General features: G+C 54.0%; 18 protein-coding genes. 7 read left to right on the forward strand and 11 right to left on the reverse strand.

Translation table 11 applies throughout. From position 1 onward, the window contains the following. Nucleotides 1-12 precede the first annotated feature (12 nt). Genes C5O23_RS01935 through queF form a run of 5 tightly spaced genes read right to left on the reverse strand, consistent with a single transcriptional unit; the run spans nucleotide 13 to nucleotide 6,317 of the window. A complete protein-coding gene (locus C5O23_RS01935; protein ID WP_107031272.1) occupies nucleotides 13-777 on the reverse strand; it encodes an HAD family hydrolase in 765 nt (254 codons plus the stop codon). Continuing rightward, the gene (locus C5O23_RS01940) at nucleotides 774-4,280 is read right to left on the reverse strand and encodes an AsmA family protein (RefSeq protein WP_107031273.1); all 3,507 of its coding nucleotides are present in this window, start codon (nucleotides 4,278-4,280) and stop codon (nucleotides 774-776) included. The genes C5O23_RS01935 and C5O23_RS01940 overlap by 4 nt, the downstream gene beginning before the upstream one ends. Before the next feature lie 20 nt (nucleotides 4,281-4,300). Next, nucleotides 4,301-5,122, reverse strand: coding sequence for a DUF5715 family protein (locus tag C5O23_RS01945; protein WP_107031274.1), 822 nt, complete (start codon nucleotides 5,120-5,122; stop codon nucleotides 4,301-4,303). 36 nt (nucleotides 5,123-5,158) lie between these two features. Next, nucleotides 5,159-5,806 carry a 7-cyano-7-deazaguanine synthase QueC gene (gene queC, locus C5O23_RS01950; RefSeq protein WP_107031275.1) on the reverse strand — a complete coding sequence of 216 codons (648 nt, stop codon included), beginning with the start codon at nucleotides 5,804-5,806 and terminating at the stop codon, nucleotides 5,159-5,161. Nucleotides 5,807-5,846: 40 nt separating this feature from the next. Beyond that, complete coding sequence (gene queF, locus C5O23_RS01955) at nucleotides 5,847-6,317, reverse strand: preQ(1) synthase (protein WP_107031276.1); 471 nt, start codon at nucleotides 6,315-6,317, stop codon at nucleotides 5,847-5,849. A 612-nt stretch (nucleotides 6,318-6,929) separates the two neighbouring features. Between queF and C5O23_RS01960 the strand changes: the two genes are divergently transcribed. After that, a complete protein-coding gene (locus C5O23_RS01960) occupies nucleotides 6,930-9,962 on the forward strand; it encodes a SusC/RagA family TonB-linked outer membrane protein (protein ID WP_107031277.1) in 3,033 nt (1,010 codons plus the stop codon). Between the two features lie 49 nt (nucleotides 9,963-10,011). Beyond that, a complete protein-coding gene (locus C5O23_RS01965; protein ID WP_107031278.1) occupies nucleotides 10,012-11,502 on the forward strand; it encodes a RagB/SusD family nutrient uptake outer membrane protein in 1,491 nt (496 codons plus the stop codon). Between the two features lie 126 nt (nucleotides 11,503-11,628). Here C5O23_RS01965 and C5O23_RS01970 read toward each other — a convergent pair whose 3' ends face one another. The 5 genes from C5O23_RS01970 to fabD all read right to left on the reverse strand — a co-directional run bounded on the left by C5O23_RS01970 (nucleotide 11,629) and on the right by fabD (nucleotide 16,491). Further along, a complete protein-coding gene (locus C5O23_RS01970) occupies nucleotides 11,629-12,417 on the reverse strand; it encodes an acyltransferase (RefSeq protein ID WP_240597592.1) in 789 nt (262 codons plus the stop codon). A gap of 48 nt (nucleotides 12,418-12,465) precedes the next feature. Next, nucleotides 12,466-13,353: a DMT family transporter gene (locus C5O23_RS01975; RefSeq protein WP_107031279.1), complete on the reverse strand. Its 888-nt coding sequence runs from the start codon at nucleotides 13,351-13,353 to the stop codon at nucleotides 12,466-12,468. Nucleotides 13,354-13,423: 70 nt separating this feature from the next. Beyond that, a complete protein-coding gene (locus C5O23_RS01980) occupies nucleotides 13,424-14,434 on the reverse strand; it encodes a homoserine O-acetyltransferase family protein (protein WP_107031280.1) in 1,011 nt (336 codons plus the stop codon). A 119-nt stretch (nucleotides 14,435-14,553) separates the two neighbouring features. Continuing rightward, nucleotides 14,554-15,516: a DUF2156 domain-containing protein gene (locus C5O23_RS01985; RefSeq protein ID WP_107031281.1), complete on the reverse strand. Its 963-nt coding sequence runs from the start codon at nucleotides 15,514-15,516 to the stop codon at nucleotides 14,554-14,556. Between the two features lie 96 nt (nucleotides 15,517-15,612). After that, complete coding sequence (gene fabD, locus C5O23_RS01990; RefSeq protein WP_107031282.1) at nucleotides 15,613-16,491, reverse strand: ACP S-malonyltransferase; 879 nt, start codon at nucleotides 16,489-16,491, stop codon at nucleotides 15,613-15,615. A 182-nt stretch (nucleotides 16,492-16,673) separates the two neighbouring features. On the opposite strand from fabD, the gene C5O23_RS01995 reads away from it, so the two are divergent. Genes C5O23_RS01995 through C5O23_RS02015 form a run of 5 tightly spaced genes read left to right on the forward strand, consistent with a single transcriptional unit; the run spans nucleotide 16,674 to nucleotide 19,556 of the window. Then, nucleotides 16,674-16,883 (forward strand): Sec-independent protein translocase subunit TatA/TatB, encoded by a 210-nt coding sequence (locus tag C5O23_RS01995; RefSeq protein ID WP_107031283.1) that lies wholly within the window; start codon nucleotides 16,674-16,676, stop codon nucleotides 16,881-16,883. A gap of 8 nt (nucleotides 16,884-16,891) precedes the next feature. Further along, nucleotides 16,892-17,704, forward strand: a complete 813-nt coding sequence (gene tatC / locus C5O23_RS02000) for a twin-arginine translocase subunit TatC (protein ID WP_107031284.1) — start codon at nucleotides 16,892-16,894, stop codon at nucleotides 17,702-17,704. Beyond that, complete coding sequence (locus tag C5O23_RS02005) at nucleotides 17,701-18,366, forward strand: 5'-methylthioadenosine/adenosylhomocysteine nucleosidase (protein WP_107031285.1); 666 nt, start codon at nucleotides 17,701-17,703, stop codon at nucleotides 18,364-18,366. The genes tatC and C5O23_RS02005 overlap by 4 nt, the downstream gene beginning before the upstream one ends. Before the next feature lie 36 nt (nucleotides 18,367-18,402). Further along, complete coding sequence (locus tag C5O23_RS02010; RefSeq protein ID WP_107031286.1) at nucleotides 18,403-18,885, forward strand: S-ribosylhomocysteine lyase; 483 nt, start codon at nucleotides 18,403-18,405, stop codon at nucleotides 18,883-18,885. After that, nucleotides 18,885-19,556, forward strand: a complete 672-nt coding sequence (locus tag C5O23_RS02015; protein WP_107031287.1) for an AlbA family DNA-binding domain-containing protein — start codon at nucleotides 18,885-18,887, stop codon at nucleotides 19,554-19,556. The genes C5O23_RS02010 and C5O23_RS02015 overlap by 1 nt, the downstream gene beginning before the upstream one ends. 153 nt (nucleotides 19,557-19,709) lie before the next feature. Here C5O23_RS02015 and C5O23_RS02020 read toward each other — a convergent pair whose 3' ends face one another. Then, the gene (locus C5O23_RS02020; protein WP_107031288.1) at nucleotides 19,710-21,050 is read right to left on the reverse strand and encodes a glucose-6-phosphate isomerase; all 1,341 of its coding nucleotides are present in this window, start codon (nucleotides 21,048-21,050) and stop codon (nucleotides 19,710-19,712) included. Nucleotides 21,051-21,066: the final 16 nt, after the last annotated feature.

The following is a 21,066-nucleotide window of genomic DNA, read 5'->3' on the forward strand; positions in this document are numbered from 1 at the left end:
CTTGGATGGTGCTTAATAGTCGCTGGTGATAGTCAGCAGCGAGAGGAGCAAGGACGGAAGCATGTGGGCGAATTCAGGCATTGAGCTGAACACTACTGCGGCTCCTGCTTCTTCCATAGCCTCGCGGGGAATAGGGCCGGTGGTCACTCCGACTGTAAAGGCTCCGGCACGGTCGCCGGCTTCGACACCGAGGGGGGCGTTTTCAACAACTATCGATTGTGAGGGGCTTACCCTTGCAAGCTGCATGGCTTTGATGAAGGGTTCGGGGTGAGGCTTCCCGTGGGTGACGTTGCGGGCGGTGATGCGTTTGTCATCGTCAAACATTCCGGGGAAGTCGCGCGAGATGTTGTCAAGCACCGACTGCTGTCCGGAACCTGTGACAAGCACGCGCTGCATTCCCACTTCGCGGAAAACGGAGAGCATATCGAGAGCTCCCTCCATAGGAAGCACCGGTGGCAGTTCACGGAAATATTCGGTTTTGCGCTGATAGAGCGATGTTTTTTCTTCATCTGTGGCATCGCGCCCGAACTGGCGCTGGAACAGGGCGTTGATTGTCGATGCTCCGGTGCGGCCTTCATAGAGATAGAATTCATCGCGTGTACATTCGACTCCGAGTTCGGTCATGAGCCGGTGCCATGCGCGGGTGTGGTTTTTCATCGAGTCATAGAGAGTTCCGTCCATGTCGATGAGGGCCGCGCGCGGGGTGACGCGTTCGTAGTGATGGCGCTTGAGAAAGCGGAGTATTTCAGGGGCAAAGGGAAGCGGAGGCTGTGTCATTTGCGTTTCTTTTTCTGTTTGGCAGACTGGAGCGGTGTGGCGGTGACGGTGTCAGGGGCCGGGATCAGTCCTTCTTTGATGAAATATAGCGAATCGGCGTGAGAGATTGTGTCGGTAGCCGGATAACTGTCAGCCGGACTGACGGCGGGACTGCGGGAGAAGTCGAGACTGTTGATTCCGGCTGTCCTTACACCTCGGCGGAATATGTTGCCAATCTCGCGCACGAGGTTGATGCGGGTGGTGTCAGCAATCGCAACGGTGCGCGGGATGTTCTTTTCGTTGAACTTTGCGCGGCCAAGTCGTATCTTCATGTTGTCTACATCGCCTTTGATGTTGATGCCGAACTTGAACGGCAGGGGTGATTTGAGCACGGCCACATGATAGTTGAGGTTCATGGCCATGTCATTCGAGCCCATTACGCCGAGTTTGTAGCGGTCGAGATTGAAGATGAAGGGGAAGAGTTCGAGCTGCGAGTTGTTGACTATCATCTCTACGTTCATGCTGTCAATGACGTTTTTCTCTTTGTGCTTGAACAACAGCCATTTGCCTATTGTACGGAATGTTTCCTGGTCAATCAGCACAAGGCTGTCGCCTGAGAGCTTGACGGCAGCTTTCAGAGTGGGTATGTCAATGTTCATGTCTGAATCCAGTCCGGTGGTAGCGGCGATATCGGCGTTGATGATGCCGCTGATGTCGGAGAGGAGCGGCATGATGGTGTCAAGCGACGGAACGAGGTCGAGGAACTGGGCTATGTGGAAATCATTGACTCTGAGTCCGAAGGCAAATGTGGCGTCATGTTTTGTCGGCGCACTATAGAGGGCGTTCAGATCGAGCGATCCGACATCAGAGCGAGCCGTCATCTGCTCAAGATTTATTGCACCCTTGTAGACGTTGAGCTTTCCGTTGAAATCGTGGAAAACCATGTTGGAGTATAATATGTCAGCGGCATTGACTTTTAGAGTTCCCTCGATGTTTGCCGGAACTACGAGCAGGGCCGAGGTGTCTGCTCCGGCCTGGACTGAAGCTGCAAGCACTGCCTCATTGTCGGTGTCAGGCGCGACGAAAGTTCCGGCAGAGTCTTTTTCGGCGAATGCTGCGCCTGAGAAAGCGGCTGCGGCGAGTTGGTTGATGTCAAGAGTGTCGCCTGAGAGCGTGAAGTCGAGTTTCAGAGGCTGTGAGTGGGTTCTTGATGTCAGGGCCTTGGTGATGTTGCTGATAGATCCGTTGATGGTGAGACCGCTGTTGCCTGACCGCAGGCGGGTGTCGGAGATGGTGACAGAGTCAGATGTGAAGCGCATGTTGAGATCTGTCAGGCTGTTGCGCAGCGGGAAGTATGGTGTGAAGACTGCCACACGCTTGGCGCGCAGTATGCCTTTCGCATCCCAGTGGCGCATGAGGCGGCGCATGGAGTTGTCGACCGAGATGTCAATCACCTCTCCGTTGGCCACAGCGGCGCTGTCGGCGTTCAGGCGGTTGTTTCTACGGGTCTGTCTGATCGAAGCCGCGAGGCTGCGCAGGGAATCCTGAGAAAGTTCGGGATGGGCCACAGCGAGAGAGTCGAGCAGACGGCTGTTGCGGTTGCGGGAAACCGCCGGGAGTGAGTCGGGATGAACGGTGACGTAGAGCAAGGCCTTGTGTAGCATGGCGCGGTTGACGCGGTCGCCGTAGAAGGCGCCTTCGGTGGCTACGTCCAGATGGAGTTGCGGTTTTTTTGCATCGCCTTTGTAGCGGCGGAGTGTGGCCCCGACGGTGGCCTTGCGCAGCCGCACCCGCAGAGAGTCTTCCTGCGATCTGAAGTAGAGTTTTTCAGCCACTATGCGGGCGCCGAGGGGATTGATCATTGTAGTGTCGGCCGACGAGGCTGTGTTGCGGCTCCCGACACCCATTTTCAGTCCGTTGCCTATGAGGGTCATTCCGGTGACATCGGCTGCTATGGTGTCGATTTTCAAAGATGCCGTCAACATCGAGTCGACAGCCACGTCTCCGCGGGTGAAAGAGGAGTTGGTGCCGAGTTTCAGTTCCACGGTGCGGGTATAGAGGTCAGCGGGGAGTTCAGGCATCGAGGCGCGGAAGTCGCGCAGAGTTGCATCGCCGGTCAGGCGTATGAGGTGGAATTTCTCTTTTGTCAGATAGCTTTTGCGCAGTGCGAAACGGCTGTCGGCACGCAGGTTGCCCGACAGTTCGCAAGGCAGTTTCTTAAGCATGGCGGAGGGGAGACGGTCAATGTCTATGCCGCCTCGGAATGTTCCTTCAGCCGAGGGGTCGGAGATCAGATTGGCGAAGTCGGCAATCAGTTCGAAGCCTACTCCGTCGCCTATAGCCGAGAGCTTCTTGAGTCTGACGGCTGAGCGGTCGAGATCACGGCCGTCAATGTCGGCCTCGGCCGAGAATGAGAAGCTTTTGAGATTCAGACGCTCGTAGCGCGCACGGCATTCTGGGATCTCGACATAGAGATGGCAGGATGGTATCGAATCAACAGTCGGAGCGTAGGGGGCGGTGAGCTGCAGAGCGAAGCTGATTCCGAGGTCGGTCTTGATCTTTGACAGTTCACCGGCATAGGCGGCTGGGACGAGTGCCGCCAGGTCGTTGTAGGGAGTCAGCGGCAGCTTGAAATCCAAGGTGCTGACCCGCAGAGTATCGGCAAAATCAATATCGGCAGAGAGCGAGGCATTGACCTTGCCGGCCCGCAGCGCGAAATCATCGAGAGTCACCTGATAGGGGTTGTGGCGGTTCCAGCCTATGTTTCCGCCTATGCCGAAACTGAGATCTTCGAGAAGCAGCGCGGGCATATTCAGATCGGTCAGGCCCTGAAGGTCGAGTCTGTAGACCGGCGCATGGCTGCCGCTGAGGCCGGCAGTGGTGAGGCAGAGCATCGCGTCGATCGAGTCAGGCACGGAGAGATAGCGCACCGGCATGGAGTCGCGGATCTCGAAGGTGCCGAATGAGATGTCCGGGACCAGCAGCGGTCCGGAGTCTTTTTCGGACTCTTCGGATGCCGGAAAAATGTCGAGGTTAGACAGATCCGGGGTGAGCTGTACGATGTTGATGCGTGGGTTTTCAAATATGATGTCATAGAACGCCAGCGCTCCTACCGAAAGTTTCGGAATGTTTATTGCAGCGTTGAAATGGCGCAGCGACAGAAGCGAGTCGGCATAGGCAGGAAGCGAGTCGGCCTGTGAGGCAGGAAGCGAGTCGAAGGTCTTGCTTCTGACCGAAAGGTTGCGCACGTCGAGTTCGAGCCGCGGGAAGGTGCTCCAGAATGACAGTTCCATGCGCCCGATGCTGACATCGGCGTCAAGATATTCGTTGGCATATTTCTCGATGAGCGGTGTCAGCCGTTCCGGTTTGAGATATGAGACGGCTATGGTGATCACAATGGTTACCACCACAAGTAGTCCGAGAATGGTGAAGAGCAGAGTACGCAACACCTTTTTCCAAATGGACTTTTTAGTCTTTTCCTCTTTGCCCTCAGGGGGGGCGGGCTTCTGCTGCTGATCGCTCATGAGAATGAGTTTTTAGTGGTTTATTCCTCAGGTTTGCGGGCTGTGATGTGGAAGCATGGCTGCCCTACTTCATATTTCACCCAGATCTTGCCTTCGTCACGCATTGAGCGCAGCACTTCAGAGAGCACACCTTTGAGATCGTCGGTGCTGCGGGCTTCGCCGGCAGAGTTGGCTATGAACGAGGCGTAGGATATGTCGAATGTCGTGCCTAACTGGTGGACCGACGAGTCGATTGCATTGCGGTTGCGGCGGCGCAGGCGCTTGACGGTGCGTGGGGTGCGCAGGATGCTTGTCACCTTTATGCGGTAATCGCCTCCGCCCCTTGCCTCAAGGCTGTCACGGAAGCGGCGCCCGATTTCACGGAGGCGTCCGGCGGCTGCCGGCACAAAGTAGGGACGCGAGAATATCAGGGTGTCGACATAGTAGTCAGTGCAGGTTGTGACCTTGACTATCGGCGAGCGCAGCTGCCAGTGTGAGCGGGTGTCGGTCAGAGGCTCCAGGCCATATTGCTCGGCCTCGGCCCAATGGATGTAGTTGCTGTCGTTGAAATTCTGTTTGAGACTGCCGAAATAGTTTACTTTGAGCCGCCCGTTTGGATCGGGCATCTCCGGCAGATGGCCTGTATAGGGGCTTACGGTGTCTACCTCAAGGTCGTAGACCGACGTGAAGCGCGACACTTTCACTTCGGGCACCACTACCGAGCCGTCGCTCTCGCCGTGATGTGTCGGGGTGCACATCACCACACACAGACTGATGAACAGCATCAGAGGAAGCAGGAGTCTGAGGGTCTTGACAAGGCTGAAACGGCGTCTGGGTTTGCGCCGGCTGACGTGCTGGTCCATCGTGAGGTGCGGGTGCGGGTTGCTGCGGTTAGAAAATCAGTCATTATCAAGGACAATGCCGGCGAATTCGAGAGCTTCGCGACGTTCCACACAGGTGCCGCACTTGCCGCAGTGGTGTTCGCCGCCTTTGTAGCAGGAATATGTGTGCGAATAGTCGACGCCTAAGTTTTTGCCTCGTAAAGCGATTTCTCCTTTTGTCATATCAGTATAAGGCGCAAGGAGTTCAAGGTGTTCATATGTGCCGTCGGAAATCGCGGCACCCATCGAACGGACAAATTCCGGACGGCAGTCGGGATAGATGGCATGGTCACCGGAATGGTTGGCTATCATGACTTTTTTGAGCTCCATGCTTTCGGCAAGCCCTGCTGCCACGGCGAGCATGATGCCGTTGCGGAAAGGCACCACGGTGGAACGCATGTTGTCATCGGCATAGTGGCCCTCTGGAATCTCGTCGGCTCCGGAGAGAAGCGAACTCTTGAAGTAACGGCCCATGAATTCAAGATCAATCTCGATCCAGCGGATGCCGAGCCGCTCGCAGTTCCAGCGCGCACATTCGGCTTCGCGGCGATTGTGGTTTGAGCCGTACTGGAAGGTGACGGCTGCTGCTATAGTGTCGGCGTAGTCCCAGAGCATGGTAGTGGAGTCCATGCCGCCTGAGAGCACCAGGAGTGTATCTTTTGCCATATTTATAATATTATAATGATGTCAGTCGGTGAAATCTGTCTCAGAAATCCGAGGGAAATGAGTCGAGCATACGGCGGCGGGCCATTTCCTGATGCTCGCTGTCGCCGTGGTTGGCGAAGGGGAGTATGGCTATTCCGCCACGCGGGGTGAAGATGCCTTTGACTTCGATGTAGCGCGGGTCCATGAGGGCTATGAGGTCTTTCATGATGATGTTGACGCAGTCTTCATGGAAATCTCCGTGGTTGCGGAAGCTGAAGAGGTAGAGTTTCAGACTCTTGCTTTCGACCATCTTCTCGCGCGGGATGTAGGAGATGATTATCTTCGCAAAGTCCGGCTGGCCTGTCTTGGGGCAGAGCGAGGTGAACTCCGGGCAGGTGAAGGTCACGAGATATTCGTTGTCGGGGTGCTTGTTGACAAATGTCTCCAGCACTTCAGGCGCATATTGTGTCGGGTATTTGACTCCGGTGTTGCCGAGCAGCGACACGCCGTCAAGTTCTTGTTCTGATCGCATACTTTAGAAATTGTAATAGTGTTACATTCAAATTGCAAATGTAACACTTTTTCGCAAGAGCAGCAAACCCGATCTGTGGGTTATGGCGCACCATCCGCCACGGCAGCACAGCCACCGTCCCCAGCAGCGTTGAAAGACTCGATGACACAGCCATCAGATCCGACATGGCCAACAATAAGATTAAATTCAAAAAATCGACATGCAAAACCTTTCACTTTTTCATCTTTTTGATGGGATTGATAACAGATTTAATGCTGTAAACTTTATAATTAACAAACTTTCACATTAAACAAACCCTATGCTACGCTAAAAAATATTACTTTTGTGACCGAATTGAAACATCTGTGTAAAAATTTTTTAATTCGCACAGTTGTATCTCATACAGGAGACTGGCGCGTAGCCACCCTCGCCCCCAACCTAAAATTCCATTTTATTTCAAGTTTCCAATAATGACATTACGACATCATTAGAAGTTCCCCGCTTCCCGACAAAGCTCTCTCTTAACACCCCCAACCGGGAAGCACCCCGCAGAAAAGGGACTTTTCCGCACCGCTGTTTAAAATTATCATCATTTTATACTTTAACTAATTTCGTATTACTTAACTATTAGGTATGAAAAAGCTGTTTCTACTACTGACGGCCCTCGTCGTGGCTGTCGGAACGCTTGCGGCTCAGAACCGCACAGTTTCCGGCACCGTGATCAGCGCCGCTGACGGTGAGCCGTTGATCGGAGCCACTGTCATGGGTGTGGGTACCAAGATCGGTACCGCTACTGACATCGACGGAAAGTTCACTCTGAGCCTTCCCGAATCAGTGACCAAAATTCAGGTTTCTTACATCAGCATGAAGACTGTCGAGGTGGCTATCACTCCCGGTCAGATGATGATCTCGATGGAGAATGCCAACACTCTTGACGAAGTGGTCGTTACCGGTTACGGTGTTCAGCGCAAGGCTGCCTTTACAGGTGCCGCCTCTGTGCTCGACGGTGAGGTCATCGACAAGAAGTCTGATGTGAACTTCGTGAAGGCTCTCGAAGGCTCGGTTACCGGTTTCCAGTACAACAACTCTACTTCTTCGCCCGGTACATTCGGTTCGGTCTACGTCCGTGGCCGCGGTTCGCTTTCTTCAAGCTCGCAGCCTCTGTATGTGATCGACGGTGTGCCTGTCAATTCTGATGCCGATGGTATCAGCAGCGGGTCAAACAACTTCTTTGACCCGATGGCTGCCTACAATCCCAACGATATCGAGAGTGTGACTGTGCTCAAGGACGCTGCAGCAACCGCTATCTACGGTTCACGCGCAGCCAACGGTGTGATCGTCATCACTACCAAGAAGGGTGGCGAGGGCAAGTTCAACCTCAACATCGACATCAAGCAGGGTCTGACCAAGATGGGCAACCATAACATGGATTATGCCAATGCCGCAGAAACTATTGACTGGTTCACCAAGGGCTACATGGCTTTGAGAGGCGGTACGTATGACGAATGGTATGACAAGCTTGTCGGCGTTCTCGGTTGGGACGGCAAGACTGACACAGACTGGATCGACGCTGTGACCCGCACCGGTTATTTTCAGGAATACAACATCAGCTTCAACGGCACAAGCGGCAATACAAACTACTATGCCTCTATCGGCTATGTAGATTCAGAAGGTATTGTGATCAACTCAGGCAACACCCGCTATTCAGGCCGTGTGAACATCGATACCAAGTATAAATATTTCTCTGCAGGTGTCAATGCTTCTCTTTCATGGAGCAAAAACAACAACTTCAGCCAGTCGACAACTGGCGCAATGTCGAACCCTCTGACCGGAGCGGTCTCTTCATGGCTCCCGACTGATCCCATCTACAATGAAGACGGTTCATATTACGGCGTTTCAGGCTACAACCCTGTGGCTGTCAATGACGAAAAACTCGGTAACCTCTATGAGGTGACAAACCAGACCATCAATGCCAATCCCTGGCTTCGCATCGACCTGCCATTCGGCATCTGGGCCAAGACAAATCTTGGTGTCAACCTCGTTGACCAGACCGACTATGACTACTGGAGTGCCGTCTACAACCCGCAGGGTATGAAATATAACGGTCTCGGCCAGCAGTATAAGCAGCGTATCAGCACTATTACCTGGACCAACACTTTCGGCTGGACCAAGACTTTCGACAAGCATGACATCAACCTCCTTCTCGGTCAGGAATGCCAGCGCTACGACTACCACGAAGATTTCTATTCACGCACTGACTTCCCATTCGCTGACTCAGGCATGCGCGATCTGACAACCGCAGCCACAGACAACGGTAGCGCATATTACCGCAGCGAATCGCGTCTTGCATCATACTTCATGGATGCCCACTATTCATATGACGACCGCTACTACCTGTCGGCTTCTTTCCGCCGCGACGGTTCATCGGTGTTCGGCGCTGACAACCGCTGGGGTAACTTCTGGTCAGTCGGCGGCAAGTGGCGTCTCTCGCAGGAATCATTCGCAAAAGATCTCTCCTGGCTCAGCAATGCCGCGCTCCGTATCTCTTACGGTACTGTCGGCAACCAGTCTCTGCCTAACCTCTATGCTGCCCGCGGATACTATTCAGCCGGAGCTAACTACAATCAGGTTCCCGGTATGATTCCCGCTCAGATCTCAAATCCGGATCTTACATGGGAAACTTCCCGCAAGTTTGACGTTGGCTTTGATCTTTCGCTCTTCAACCGCGTGAACTTCACTTTTGACTACTACAACGATGAGACTTCCGATGCTCTCTACAAGGTGCCTCTGTCAATGACCACCGGTATGAATTCATATTATAAGAACATCGGCAAGATGCGCAACCGTGGTGTTGAATTCGGTGTCAACGGTGTGGCCTACACAAGCCGTGATCTGACTGTCAGCCTCTTCGCCAACCTCACCTGGAATGACAACAAGATCCTCAAGCTTGCCGACGGATCTGTGGAATACACCTGGCAGATTCTTGAAGAAGGCCGTCCATTCACCCAATTCTATACTCAGGAGTATGCAGGTGTAGACCGCGAGACCGGTAAGGCTCTTTATTACCGTTATGCCAAAGGCACAAAAGACGAGAACGGCAACGATCTCAGCAATGTGCTTACCGATGACTACAATGCAGCTGAAAAACGTTATGTAGGTTCGGCAGCTCCCAAGGTGTTCGGTGCATTCGGTCTCAATGCCCGCGGTTATGGATTTGACCTCTCCATGCAGTTCAACTACCGCCTCGGCAGCAAGGTGATCGACACCGGCCATGACTTCACCGGCTGGAACATGAGCACCTACCGCACACCGCTGAAGGAAATGATCAAAAATTCATGGACTCCTGAGAATCCTGATGCCAAGTATCCGCAGTACATCATCAGCGACCCCAACCAGATTTCTACCGACAACTATTCGTCACGCTGGATCATGAGCGGAAACTATCTCCGTCTTAGCAACATCACATTCGGCTACACTATCCCTGCCTCAATCACCCGCAAGGCTCTTATCTCTAAGTGCCGTATCTACACCAGTTTCGACAATGTGCACACCTGGACTGCATCTGATTTCATCGGCTACAACCCTGAAACCTATGCCAACGGTGAGATCGCATGGCAGTATCCCGCAGCGTTTACCTTCACCGGCGGCATCCAGCTGACATTCTAAAATTATCTTCTATCTTTCAAGAATCATAATTCACAAACTAAAGGAAAATATGAAAAAACTACATATCAAGGCTCTTGCTATGCTGCTTCTGGGCGGAAGCATGGTCAGCTGTGGCGATGACTTCCTGGATTCAAAGATCTATGATGGCATCGACATAGAAACCGGCCTTAACAGCGTCAACAATATAGGCCATGCTCTCAACGGTACATATTACAGTTTTTACCGTTACTATTTCGCCGGTAACTATGCCACTTCATTCGGCGACATCGCATCTGACCTGGCATACTGGAACCGTTCGTCGAGCCACTTCAATGCAATCAACCAGTTCACTCCGTCAGTGACTGACACTTATCTCTCATACATCTGGGAGTATGGTTACAAGGTGGTTGACAACAGCGCCCGAATCATCAAGGCCGGTGAAGCCATGAAAGAGAATGTCCACGAAGATGAAATCGCTGATCTCGACATGTATCTTGCTGAAGCTTATGCGCTCCGCGCCTATGCGAATCTTGTGCTTGTCAATGTGTTCGCCCATCAGGTGATGGTTGACGGTCAGGATTTCTCGGCACAGCCCGGTATCGTTGTGATCAACGAGCCTGTGGCTGCCGGTACGATGGTCAGCCGTAGCACTGTAGGCGATGCCTATACTTCGATTGTCAATGACCTGAAGTCTTCGATCAGCTATTTTGAACTTGCAGGCCAGACAAAAGAAAACCGTGTCTATATGTCGCCGGCGGCAGCATGGGGTCTTCTCTCTCGCGCTTATCTCTACATGGAGAAGTTCGATGAATCGATTGACGCAGCCAAGAAGGCTCTTGCCGCAGCCGGAGATCCGGCGCTTGCCTATACTCCCGCCGCCTACAAGGCTCTCTACAACGGTGAAGGCAGCAACACTGAAAGCTTCTTCTATCTTGCCATCAATACTTCCGATAACTGGAGCGCAAACTCCTGCGGTACACTTTGGTCGAACTACAGCTATGGCCCCACTCCCTATCTGAAGTCAATCATGACAGACGGTGACGTGCGTCGCGCAGTGTGGAGCTGGAATACTAATGACAAGGGTGTCGAAGAATTCGGAAGCGGCAAGTTCGGAGCCTATGGTCTCGGTGGAAACTCGGCTTACGGCACAAACTATCTGATCAATGCTCCTGAGATGTATCTCAACCAGGCTGAAGGCTATCTGCGCTCTTCGTCGGCTGACATCACCAATGCACAGAACGCACTCCTTGTGGTTGCAAAGCGTAACCCGGCCATCACTTCGGTTGCCGATCTGCCTTCTGATAAGGACGGTCTCATGAGCTTCATTCAGGAAGAACGTGCCCGCGAGCTCTTCCAGGAAGGTCACCGTCTCTATGACCTCCGCCGCTGGGATGTAAGTGCAAATCTTGCTCAGGACAATGTTTCTTATCCTGAAATCGACTGGGCAATCACCGGTTTCAAGATCTCTGACTGTGTTTATCCCATCCCTGCTGATGAGATCAATGCCGGATTCGGTGTGACACAGAATGAAGGTTGGCAGAACACATTCCCCAAGAAGTAACTACTACATCAGCCCATAGCATCTATATCTATAATACCGAGGCCGCGTCTGAATTCAACTCAGGCGCGGCCTCCGTTTGTTATTGGGTGTTTCCGGTTTCAGGTGATGGATTTTGGAGAACGACCTCTAATAAAATGGAGCAGGATAGCCGTTGAACTCATATCTGAGATTGTGGTTGCGTTCGCCGATTTTTCTTGCCGGAATGCCGGCCATGATTGCAAATGGTTCTACATCTTTAGTCACCACTGCACCTGCTGCGATAACGGCTCCCTCGCCGATATTTACCGAATGAAGTATCGTAGTTCCGGGGCCTATCCAGGCTCGGTTGCCGATTGTCACCTTGAAAGCGGCACTGCTGTTACAGGCGAAGTCCGGATCGCGATGATCATGCTGTTCGGTCCAGATATGCACATTGGATGAAAAATTCACATTATCGCCGATCTCGATCCCGTTTCGTGCATCGAGAATCACATGGTCGCCGATAATGGTTCCGCGTCCGATTTTCAGTTTGTGGTGATCACGGATTTCTGCCCCCCAATATATGGTCGCCATCTTGCCTAATTTCACGCCAAAGATTTTTCGGTATATAAAATTGCGGATTGTGTGTGACGGTATTAATCCTACCTGGAAATCAATATATCGCCTGTAGCCGAAGAAATAGTATTGAGGGGTCTGCAGAACCTTATGCAGAAATGATTTCCGTGTAGGAGTGCGGTCGGTTGCGCATGTTTCCGCTTCATCGGGTTTGTCTGCGGTGCGATTGTGCTGGTTTTCGGAACTTTTCCACGATTTTTCCTTCCGGATGCGGAATGCGACAAGGAGCGGACACATGAGAATAAAAGCAATCCATTTGCCGCATACAATGAGCGCAAGCAGTAGAAGGATGTATGATTCAACATTTAGCATAGGTTCCATAATAATCAGTTGGTTGTTTGGAAGCAGGTTTATATGTGTAGGGTTTTGTTACTTGGAGTGTTGCCGGCGGCCGGAGAGAATGAGGACGATGACGGCGAGGATGATGAGCACGATTCCAATCGAGGCTCTTACAGTCAGGATTTCGCCGAAGAGTGCCACTCCGAACATTACTCCGGTGATAGGTTCGAGGGCGCCGAGAATGGAGACTGGAACCGAGCCGATGCACTGGATTGAGATGGCTACTGTCAGCAGCGAGACTATGGTGGGGACAATCGAGATGCCCGCCACGCAGGCCCAGGGGAGCAGTCCGGAGGGCACAGGCTGCACTTCGGTGAAGCCGTCGGTGCGCACGGCGAAGACAATCATGCCGAAGAGCAGCGAGTAGAAAGTGAGTGTGGAGCCTGCGAGATGGCGTATGCGGCTCTTGTTGATCATCACCATGTAGAGCGCATAGGCCAGTGACGAGAGTATGACAAGGGTGACGCCGGTGGCTGTCACATGTGCGCCTTCGCCCGGATTGCACAGAAAGACTACTCCGGTGAGGCAGATGGCTATAGAGATGAGGGTCCACAGCGAGATGCGTTCGTGGAAGAAGATCCAGAGTATCAGCGCTATGAAAACGGGCTCGACAAAGAGCAGCGTGGAGGCAAGGCCTACGTCCATGTATCTGTAGGCCTCGAACAGCAGTACGGACGACATGGCGAAGAAGATGCCGAGGAGCACCATCAGCGGCAGGTCGCGGCGGGCAAGCCGGAAGCTGTCGCCGCGGATGAGCATGATGGTGCCGAGTATGATTGTGGCAAACAGATAGCGGTAGAAGAGTACGGAGGAGACGCCCATCCCAAGTTCATAGAGGGGGACGGCGAAGAGCGGGTTGGTGCCGTAGCTCACAGCAGCAACCGCACCAAGAATATATCCTTTGGTGGTCCGGGTCATGAGATTATGTGAAAAAACGGTGCGGCCGCCGGCCGGTTTTGCGCTTTAACAGTTATTGAGAAAAAACCTCTTAGTTTTTGATGAATGGGAGCAGGAGATTGTTGAGCTGATTGTATTCCACGAGGAAACCGTCGTGGCCGAAGGGGGAGTGGATCTCGCCGTAGACGGCTCCGGGAATCTTGGAGCAGAGTTCCTGCATCTCGCGGGGCGGGAACACGATGTCTGTTTCGAGGCCTACCACAAGGGTACGGGCCTTGATGCGCTTGAGAGCGGCGTCGAGGCCTCCGCGGCCGCGGCCCACGTCGTGGGTGTCAAAGGCTTTCAGAATGGCATAGTAGGAATAGGCATCGAAGCGGCGGCAGAGTTTCTCGCCCTGATACTGCTGGTAGCTCGATGCGCGGTGTATTTCGGGCAGCTCCTCGACATCTTTCTGGGTGAGATTGTAGCCATAATATCCGCGATAGCTCAGCAGGCCGATGGCGCGGGCGGCGGCAAGGCCTTTGCGTCCGGCCTGAGGGTCAGGGTCGCCGAAGGTCGGGTCGGCCTCGATGCTCATGCGCATGGTCTCGTCGATGGCTATGGTCCAGGGTGTGGCTATGGCGTCAGTGGCCATCAGAACGAGCCGTTCGAAGCGTTCGGGTTCCATCACGGCCCATTCGATGGCCTGAAAACCGCCCACAGAGCAGCCTACAAGTACCTTTATCCGGCCAATGCCGAGCGCTTCGGCAAGGACGCGGTGGGCGTTGACGATGTCGCGGATGGTGTAGGGTGGGAAATCTTTGTAGTAGGGTGAGCCTGTGGCGGGATTGGTGTGGAGCGGGGCAGTGGTGCCGTAAGGCGATCCGAGAATGTTGGCGCAGATTATGAAATTGTCGGCCGGATCGAGGAATTTGCCTTCCTCCACGGTGTGTGGCCACCAGTCCTGCACATCGCTGTTGCCGGTAAGAGCATGGCACACCCAGATGACGTTGCTTTTGTCGGCGTTGAGTGTGCCATAAGTGTGATATGCTATGCGTAGGGCATCGAGCTGCCCGCCGAGTTCAAGGCTGAATGGTTCGGAATGGTGATAATAGTTGATCATTATGAGGCTTCTTAACAGTTGCGGAGCAAAGTTAAGCATAATAAGTAACTCTTCAAAATTACGCAGTCTGTTAGAGAGACGCTATTTGGGCGAATTTCAGAGTTACCAAGCCTGAATGATCAGAATATCACGTTGTATTTGGCCAGAAGTTCTGCGGGGTGGTATGATTCTTTGGCGTGGCGCAGACCGGGATCACCCACGTCTTCCTCACGGTTGATGTAGATAAGGCCTGGATGGCGTCCGGTCATCATTTCGGCGAAGAGTTTGTTGACGGTCTCGCCGGCTCCGTTGACTTCATGGTCCATTTTTTCGATGTGGACAAAGAGGGTGTCGCCCTTGACTTCGCCGAGGGTGAATGCCACTATGCCGTTGGCCGGAGTGGAGAGTACTGCGCCCTCGAAGCCGAAGAGGCCTGGGGTGGAGAGCACCTGTATCACCTGCTCGCGCTCAATGTCGGCAAGCGCCGGTTTTGACAGCGGAAGATGGCGTGCAAGGAAAAACTCTTTGACAGCGGGAATCAGCTCCGGGGTCAGCGGTTCGAAGGTGTAGCCGGGATTTTCGGCTTCGAAACGGTTGACGTGGTTGCGTTTCTTGCCTAATTTCTTGCCTGAAAGGGTTGCGAGGGCCGAGGCCTCGTAGAGGTAGTCGCTCCAGTCGGCAAGCTGCTGGACGCTGCTTGCTCCGAGGGCTTTGAGCGGGGCCACGAAGGCTTCCGGGACGGCCGAAAAGATGAGGCGGCAGCCTGTGGCGGCGCAGTATTCACGCAAAAGAGCGACCGACTCCTCAAGCCCCATTTTGCCTACGGGGATTGAGAAAGCCGGCCGGCTGACATCGTCTTCAGTGACACCTTTGATGAAAAGAGTGTCATTGAATATACAGTATGAGTAGTCGAAGTATTCGAGCCACATGAATGTGCCGCCTACGGTGAAGTCGCATGTGCGGCAGCATGTCTGCGCGAGCAGCGGTCGCAGAGTGTCGATGTCTGCTATGCGCAAGGGCTTGAAGCTGAGTGAACATTCCTTTTTCGGTCTGGCCTTGAGCGCCGTCTGCGTGGCGGCCGCCGATTGTCGAAGCGTGATCATAATCTGAGATTTCTATGATTGTGTGTTTACTGAAAAACACACTGAGCCCCGATGAGGTTCATCTCAGGCTCCGGAGTGAGGCCCGATTGTGGTGGCTTACTGACGGCCAGAGGTGGCTACTTCGCGGTTGATCTTGGCAACGAGGCCCTGGAGCACCTTGCCGGGTCCGACTTCGATGAATTCGTCGGCGCCGTCGGCGATCATGTTCTGTACGCTTTGGGTCCAGCGCACTGGAGCGGTCAGCTGTGCCACGAGGTTGGCCTTGATCTCAGCGGCATCGGTGTGGGGCTTGGCATCGACATTCTGGTAGACGGGTACTGCGGGGTTGTGGAATTCAGTCGCAGCGATGGCTTCGGCGAGTTCGGCGCGGGCGGGCTCCATGCAGGGTGAGTGGAAGGCACCGCCAACCTTGAGGCGCATGGCGCGCTTTGCACCTGCTTCCTTGAGTTTCTCGCAGGCGGCGTCGATGGCTTCTTCTTCGCCTGAGATCACGAGCTGACCGGGACAGTTGTAGTTGGCACAGACAACCACTCCGGGAATCGAGGCGCAGATTTCCTCTACTTTTTCGTCGGGGAGGGCTATCACGGCAGCCATTGTGGAGGGCTTCAGCTCACAGGCTTTCTGCATGGCGCGGGCACGAGCGGCTACCAGACGGAGACCGTCTTCGAAGCTGAGGGCGCCGGCGGCTACGAGTGCCGAGAATTCACCTAAAGAGTGACCGGCTACCATAGAGGGCTGGAAGTCTTCGCCGAGTGTCTTGGCGAGGATCACAGAGTGGAGGAATACGGCGGGCTGGGTTACTTTGGTCTGACGGAGGTCTTCGTCAGTGCCTGCAAACATCAGGTCGGTGATGCGGAAGCCGAGAATCTCGTTTGCCTTCTCGAACATTTCCTTGGCTACTTCATTGCTTTCATAGAGGTCTTTGCCCATTCCTACGAACTGGGCGCCCTGACCGGGGAATACGTAAGCTTTCATTGAATTGTCGTGAATTTGAATTCGTTTGAATATGATTGGTTTGGGAGTGCAAAGTTACGCTTTTCTATTGATTAGTTAAGGTTCAAAAACCATTTTTAACATCAGCGGAGTCTGCGGTGACGGGTTTTAAACAGATTTGCAGCAAAAAAATCACTAACTTTGCAGAAAACCCAAATATCAGAATGACACCCTGCATTTTCAATCTCGGCACCGGAGAGATCATTGTGATTCTCGTGGTGGTGCTTCTGCTTTTCGGCGCCAAGCGCATACCCGAACTTGCCCGCAGCATGGGCAAGGGCATCAGCCAGTTCAAACAGGGCATGAATGATGCCGTCAGCGAAATCAAAGATAATACGACCGAAAATTCCGACAAAAGCGCTGCTGAAAAGTGAGCGGCGAAATGGGATTCTGGGATCACGCCGAGGCCCTGCGCGGAGTGCTGCTCCGCATGGCGGCCGTCATCGTTGTGCTTACGGTCGGGCTGTTTGCGGCCATGCCCCACATTTTCGATTCTGTGATTCTGGCTCCGTGTCGGGGCGACTTCATTCTCTACCGGTGGCTTGACAGCATTTCTGCGACTTCACTGATGCCGGGAGGCAGTGGCGGCGATTTCGAAGTGCACTTGATCAACATCCGTCTGGCCTCGCAGTTTTTCATCCACATGTCAACCTCCTTCTGGCTGGCTGTAGTGCTTGCTTGCCCGATATGTGTGTGGCTGCTCTGGGGCTTCATAGCACCTGGGCTTTACGAAGAGGAGAAGCGTGGGGCGCGAGGCGCGTTTTTAGCCGGAAACCTGATGTTTTTCTTAGGCGTTGCCACCGGCTACTTCCTTGTGTTTCCACTGACTCTGCGCTTCCTTGCCGATTATCAGTTGAGCGCACTGATTCCCAACCAGATCTCGCTCGATTCCTATATGGACAATTTCATGATGCTGATTCTCGTGATGGGCATTGTGTTCGAACTGCCCCTGGTGGCATGGCTACTGGGCAAGGCCGGAATTGTCAGCCGCGGACTTTTCAACCGCTACCGCAGACATGCCGTGGTGGCGCTTCTGGTGGCGGCGGCTGTCATAACCCCGACGGGCGATCCGTTCACCCTGATGGTGGTCTTCCTGCCTCTCTATCTCCTCTGGGAGCTTTCGGCTCTGACTCTCCCTTCTAAGAGGTCGTTTAAAAAAGAAAAATCAGAAACTGAAACGATAAGTAACTTATGAAAATTGGCATTATAGTGGCCATGAGCAAAGAGCTGGCCATGATATTACCCCTTCTCTCTGATGCAACTGTAGAAACCCGTGGTGCTGTCACTCTCCACCGCGGACGCATAGGCGGCAATGACATTGCTGTGATGCAGTGTGGTATAGGCAAGGTCAACGCGGCTATCGGCGCCGTGAGCCTGATCGATGCTTTCTCACCTGATCTGGTGATCAATACCGGAGTTGCGGCAGGCGCCGGAGATGACATCCGGGTGATGGATATAGTGGTGGCCGACTCTCTCGCGCATCATGATTTCTGGTGCATAGGCGAGGAGTGGGGCCATGTGCCCGGCTGTCCCCGTCTTTTCCCGGCCGAGGTGCCGGCTGTTGCGGAAAAAAGCGGAGCGAAGAAGGGTATCATCGCCTCCGGAGAGCTGTTCATAAGCCGCAAGGAGGAAATCGATTCGATCCGCTCGCACTTCCCGATGGTGAAGGCCGTCGACATGGAGTCGGCCGCGATAGCCCAGGCCTGCTGTCTGCGCCAGGTGCCGTTCATGTGTCTCCGCGTGATCAGCGACTCGCCCTGGACCTCTCATGACAATTCGAGCCAGTATGAGGATTTCTGGACTGAAGCTCCGCAGAAGTCGTTTGCAGCAGTGAGCGAGATTCTTGCTTCATTGTAAGTCGATGATCCTGAAAACAATCTCTTAAGACTACTTATGGAAAAAATAGCAAGCTTTACGATTGACCACAACCGTCTGCAGCGGGGCGTCTATGTGTCGCGCCGCGATGTCACCCCCTCAGGCGATGTGCTCACTACTTTTGACATACGAATGACCGAGCCAAACCGCGAGGAGGCTCTGACACCTGAGGCGCTGCATGCAATGGAGCATCTTGCCGCCACCTTTCTGCGCAACCATCCGCAGTGGAAAGACCGGGTGGTCTACTGGGGGCCTATGGGCTGCTGCACCGGCAACTATCTGATTCTGCAGGGCCGGCTCGACTCGGCCGAAATCACCGGTCTGATACGCGAGACAATGGAGTTTGTAAGCTCCTTTGAAGGCGAGGTGCCGGGAGCCACTCCGCGTGACTGCGGCAACTGGTCGTTCATGGATCTTGAGGCTGCCCGCAAGGCTGCCCGCCGTTATCTCGACGAGGTGATCTGCTGTCTGAAACCTGAAAACCTTGTCTACCCTCAGTGATGAAAGACCTGAAAGGGATCAAGGGTAAATATTACATAGCCCGTCTGATAGAAGAGGGCGAGCATGAGCACCAGGATTTCAAATTTGCCATCTCGGATGCCCGTAAGATTGCCCGCAGCATATCGGCCTTTGCCAACAGAGACGGCGGCCGTCTGCTCGTTGGGGTGAAAGACAACGGCGTGGTGGCAGGTGTCAGAAACGAGGAAGATATCTTTGTCATCGAGCAGGCTGCCGAGATGTATTGCCGTCCTCCGCAGGAAATCCGGGTCACGGCTTTCAAGGCCGAGGAAGAGAAGACGGTGCTGCGCATTGAGATTGACCGCGCGCAGCGCCGGCCGGTGCTTGTGATAGAGGCTGACGGATCGGCCCATGCCTATTACAGGGTCAAGGACGAGAACATCTCGGCTACGCCGCTTATGGTCCGGGCATGGGAGGCTGCTTCTTCCGAGACCGAGGGGGTGCTGATCTCGCTGAGCGAGTCGGAAAGCCGGCTTGCAGGTATGCTTGCCGAGGGGCCTGTCACGCTTGAAGAGTTCATGCTTGCGGCAAAGGTGTCGCGCTCGACGGCCGAGGATATAGTGGTCAGACTCCACACCATGAATCTGCTCGATTTCGTCTACAATGGCAAGACCTTCCTGCTCTGCCGCATGGAGGAGCCCGAAGATGAATAGCGACAGCGTCTGCGCCCGGAGGGCTATTGAAGTCCGCTCCGGTCTGAATGATAAAAAACTCGTCTGGCTGACATTTGTGTCTGCCGGACGAGTTTTTTTATGGATTGAAGTGGGCTCCTGTTGATGCAGGAGTCTACCTGTCATGCCACTTTATCAGATGCGGGCTTTGATGGCTTCAGTTTCTTTTTCATAGCCGGGTTTTTCGAGGAGAGCGAACATGTTGCGCTTGTAGGCTTCCACGCCGGGCTGGTTGAAGGGGTTGATGCCGAGGATGTAGCCGCTGATGCCGCAGGCTTTTTCAAAGAAGTAGATGAGCTGGCCGAGATATTTCTCTTCGAGGGCGGGGATGGTCACAAGGATGTTGGGAACACCGCCGTCGACGTGAGCCAGACGGGTGCCGAGTTCTGCCATCTTGTTTACTTCGTCAACGTGCTTGCCGGCGATGTAGTTGAGACCGTCGAGGTTAGCCTCGTCAGAGGGGATGAGTTTTTCGTGCTTGCTTTCGCCTACAGAGATCACGGTTTCAAATATGGTGCGTTCGCCTTCCTGAATCCACTGGCCCATCGAGTGGAGGTCGGTGGAATTGTCGACAGCGGCGGGGAAAATGCCCAGATTGTCTTTGCCTTCGCTTTCGCCGTAGAGCTGCTTCCACCATTCGCCGAAGAAGTGGAGTTTGGGGTTGTAGTTCACGAGGATCTCGGTCTTCTTGCCGGCCTGATAGAGGGCGTTGCGGGTTTCGGCATAGAGATATGCGGGGTTCGAAGCGTCAGCCGAGTTGGTCATCTTTTCCATTTCAGCCGCACCGTCGATGAGAGCGCGGATGTCAAAACCGGCCACTGCGATGGGGAGCAGGCCCACGGGGGTGAGCACCGAGTAGCGGCCGCCAACGTTGTCGGCGATGACGAAAGTCTTGTAGCCTTCTTCAGTAGCGAGGCGGCGGAGAGCACCACGCTGGGCGTCGGTGATGGCCACGATGCGCTTGCGGGCTTCTTCAAGGCCGAGCTGGCGTTCGAGCTGTTCTTTGAGCAGGCGGAAGGCGATGGCCGGTTCGGTGGTTGTTCCGCTCTTTGAGATCACGATGATGCCGAAGCGTTTGTCTTTGAGATAGTCCTGAAGTTCATAGAGATAGTCTTCGCCGATGTTCTGGCCTGCGAAGAGCACTTTTGGGGTGCCCTGTTCTGCGGGACGGTATGCGGCAAAGCTGTCGCTGAGAGCTTCGATCACGGCTTTTGCTCCGAGATAAGAGCCGCCGATGCCGATGGCTACCACTGTATCACAGTCGCGGCGGAGCGATTCGGCTGTGGCCACGATGTCGTCAAGGAGAGCGTCGGTGGTTTCCGTCGGGAGGTTGACCCAGCCGAGGAAGTCGCTGCCGGCTCCTGTTCCGTTGAGAACTTTGTCGAGCGCGCTTGCGGCATTCGCATCGAGCTTATTGATCTCGTCCTGGCTCACTGTGCCGAGGACGTCTTTGATGTCAACATGTAAGGTCTTCATGTTATTTTATTTTTTA

The sequence above is a fragment of the Duncaniella muris genome, assembly GCF_003024805.1.
GTDB lineage: Bacteria > Bacteroidota > Bacteroidia > Bacteroidales > Muribaculaceae > Duncaniella > Duncaniella muris.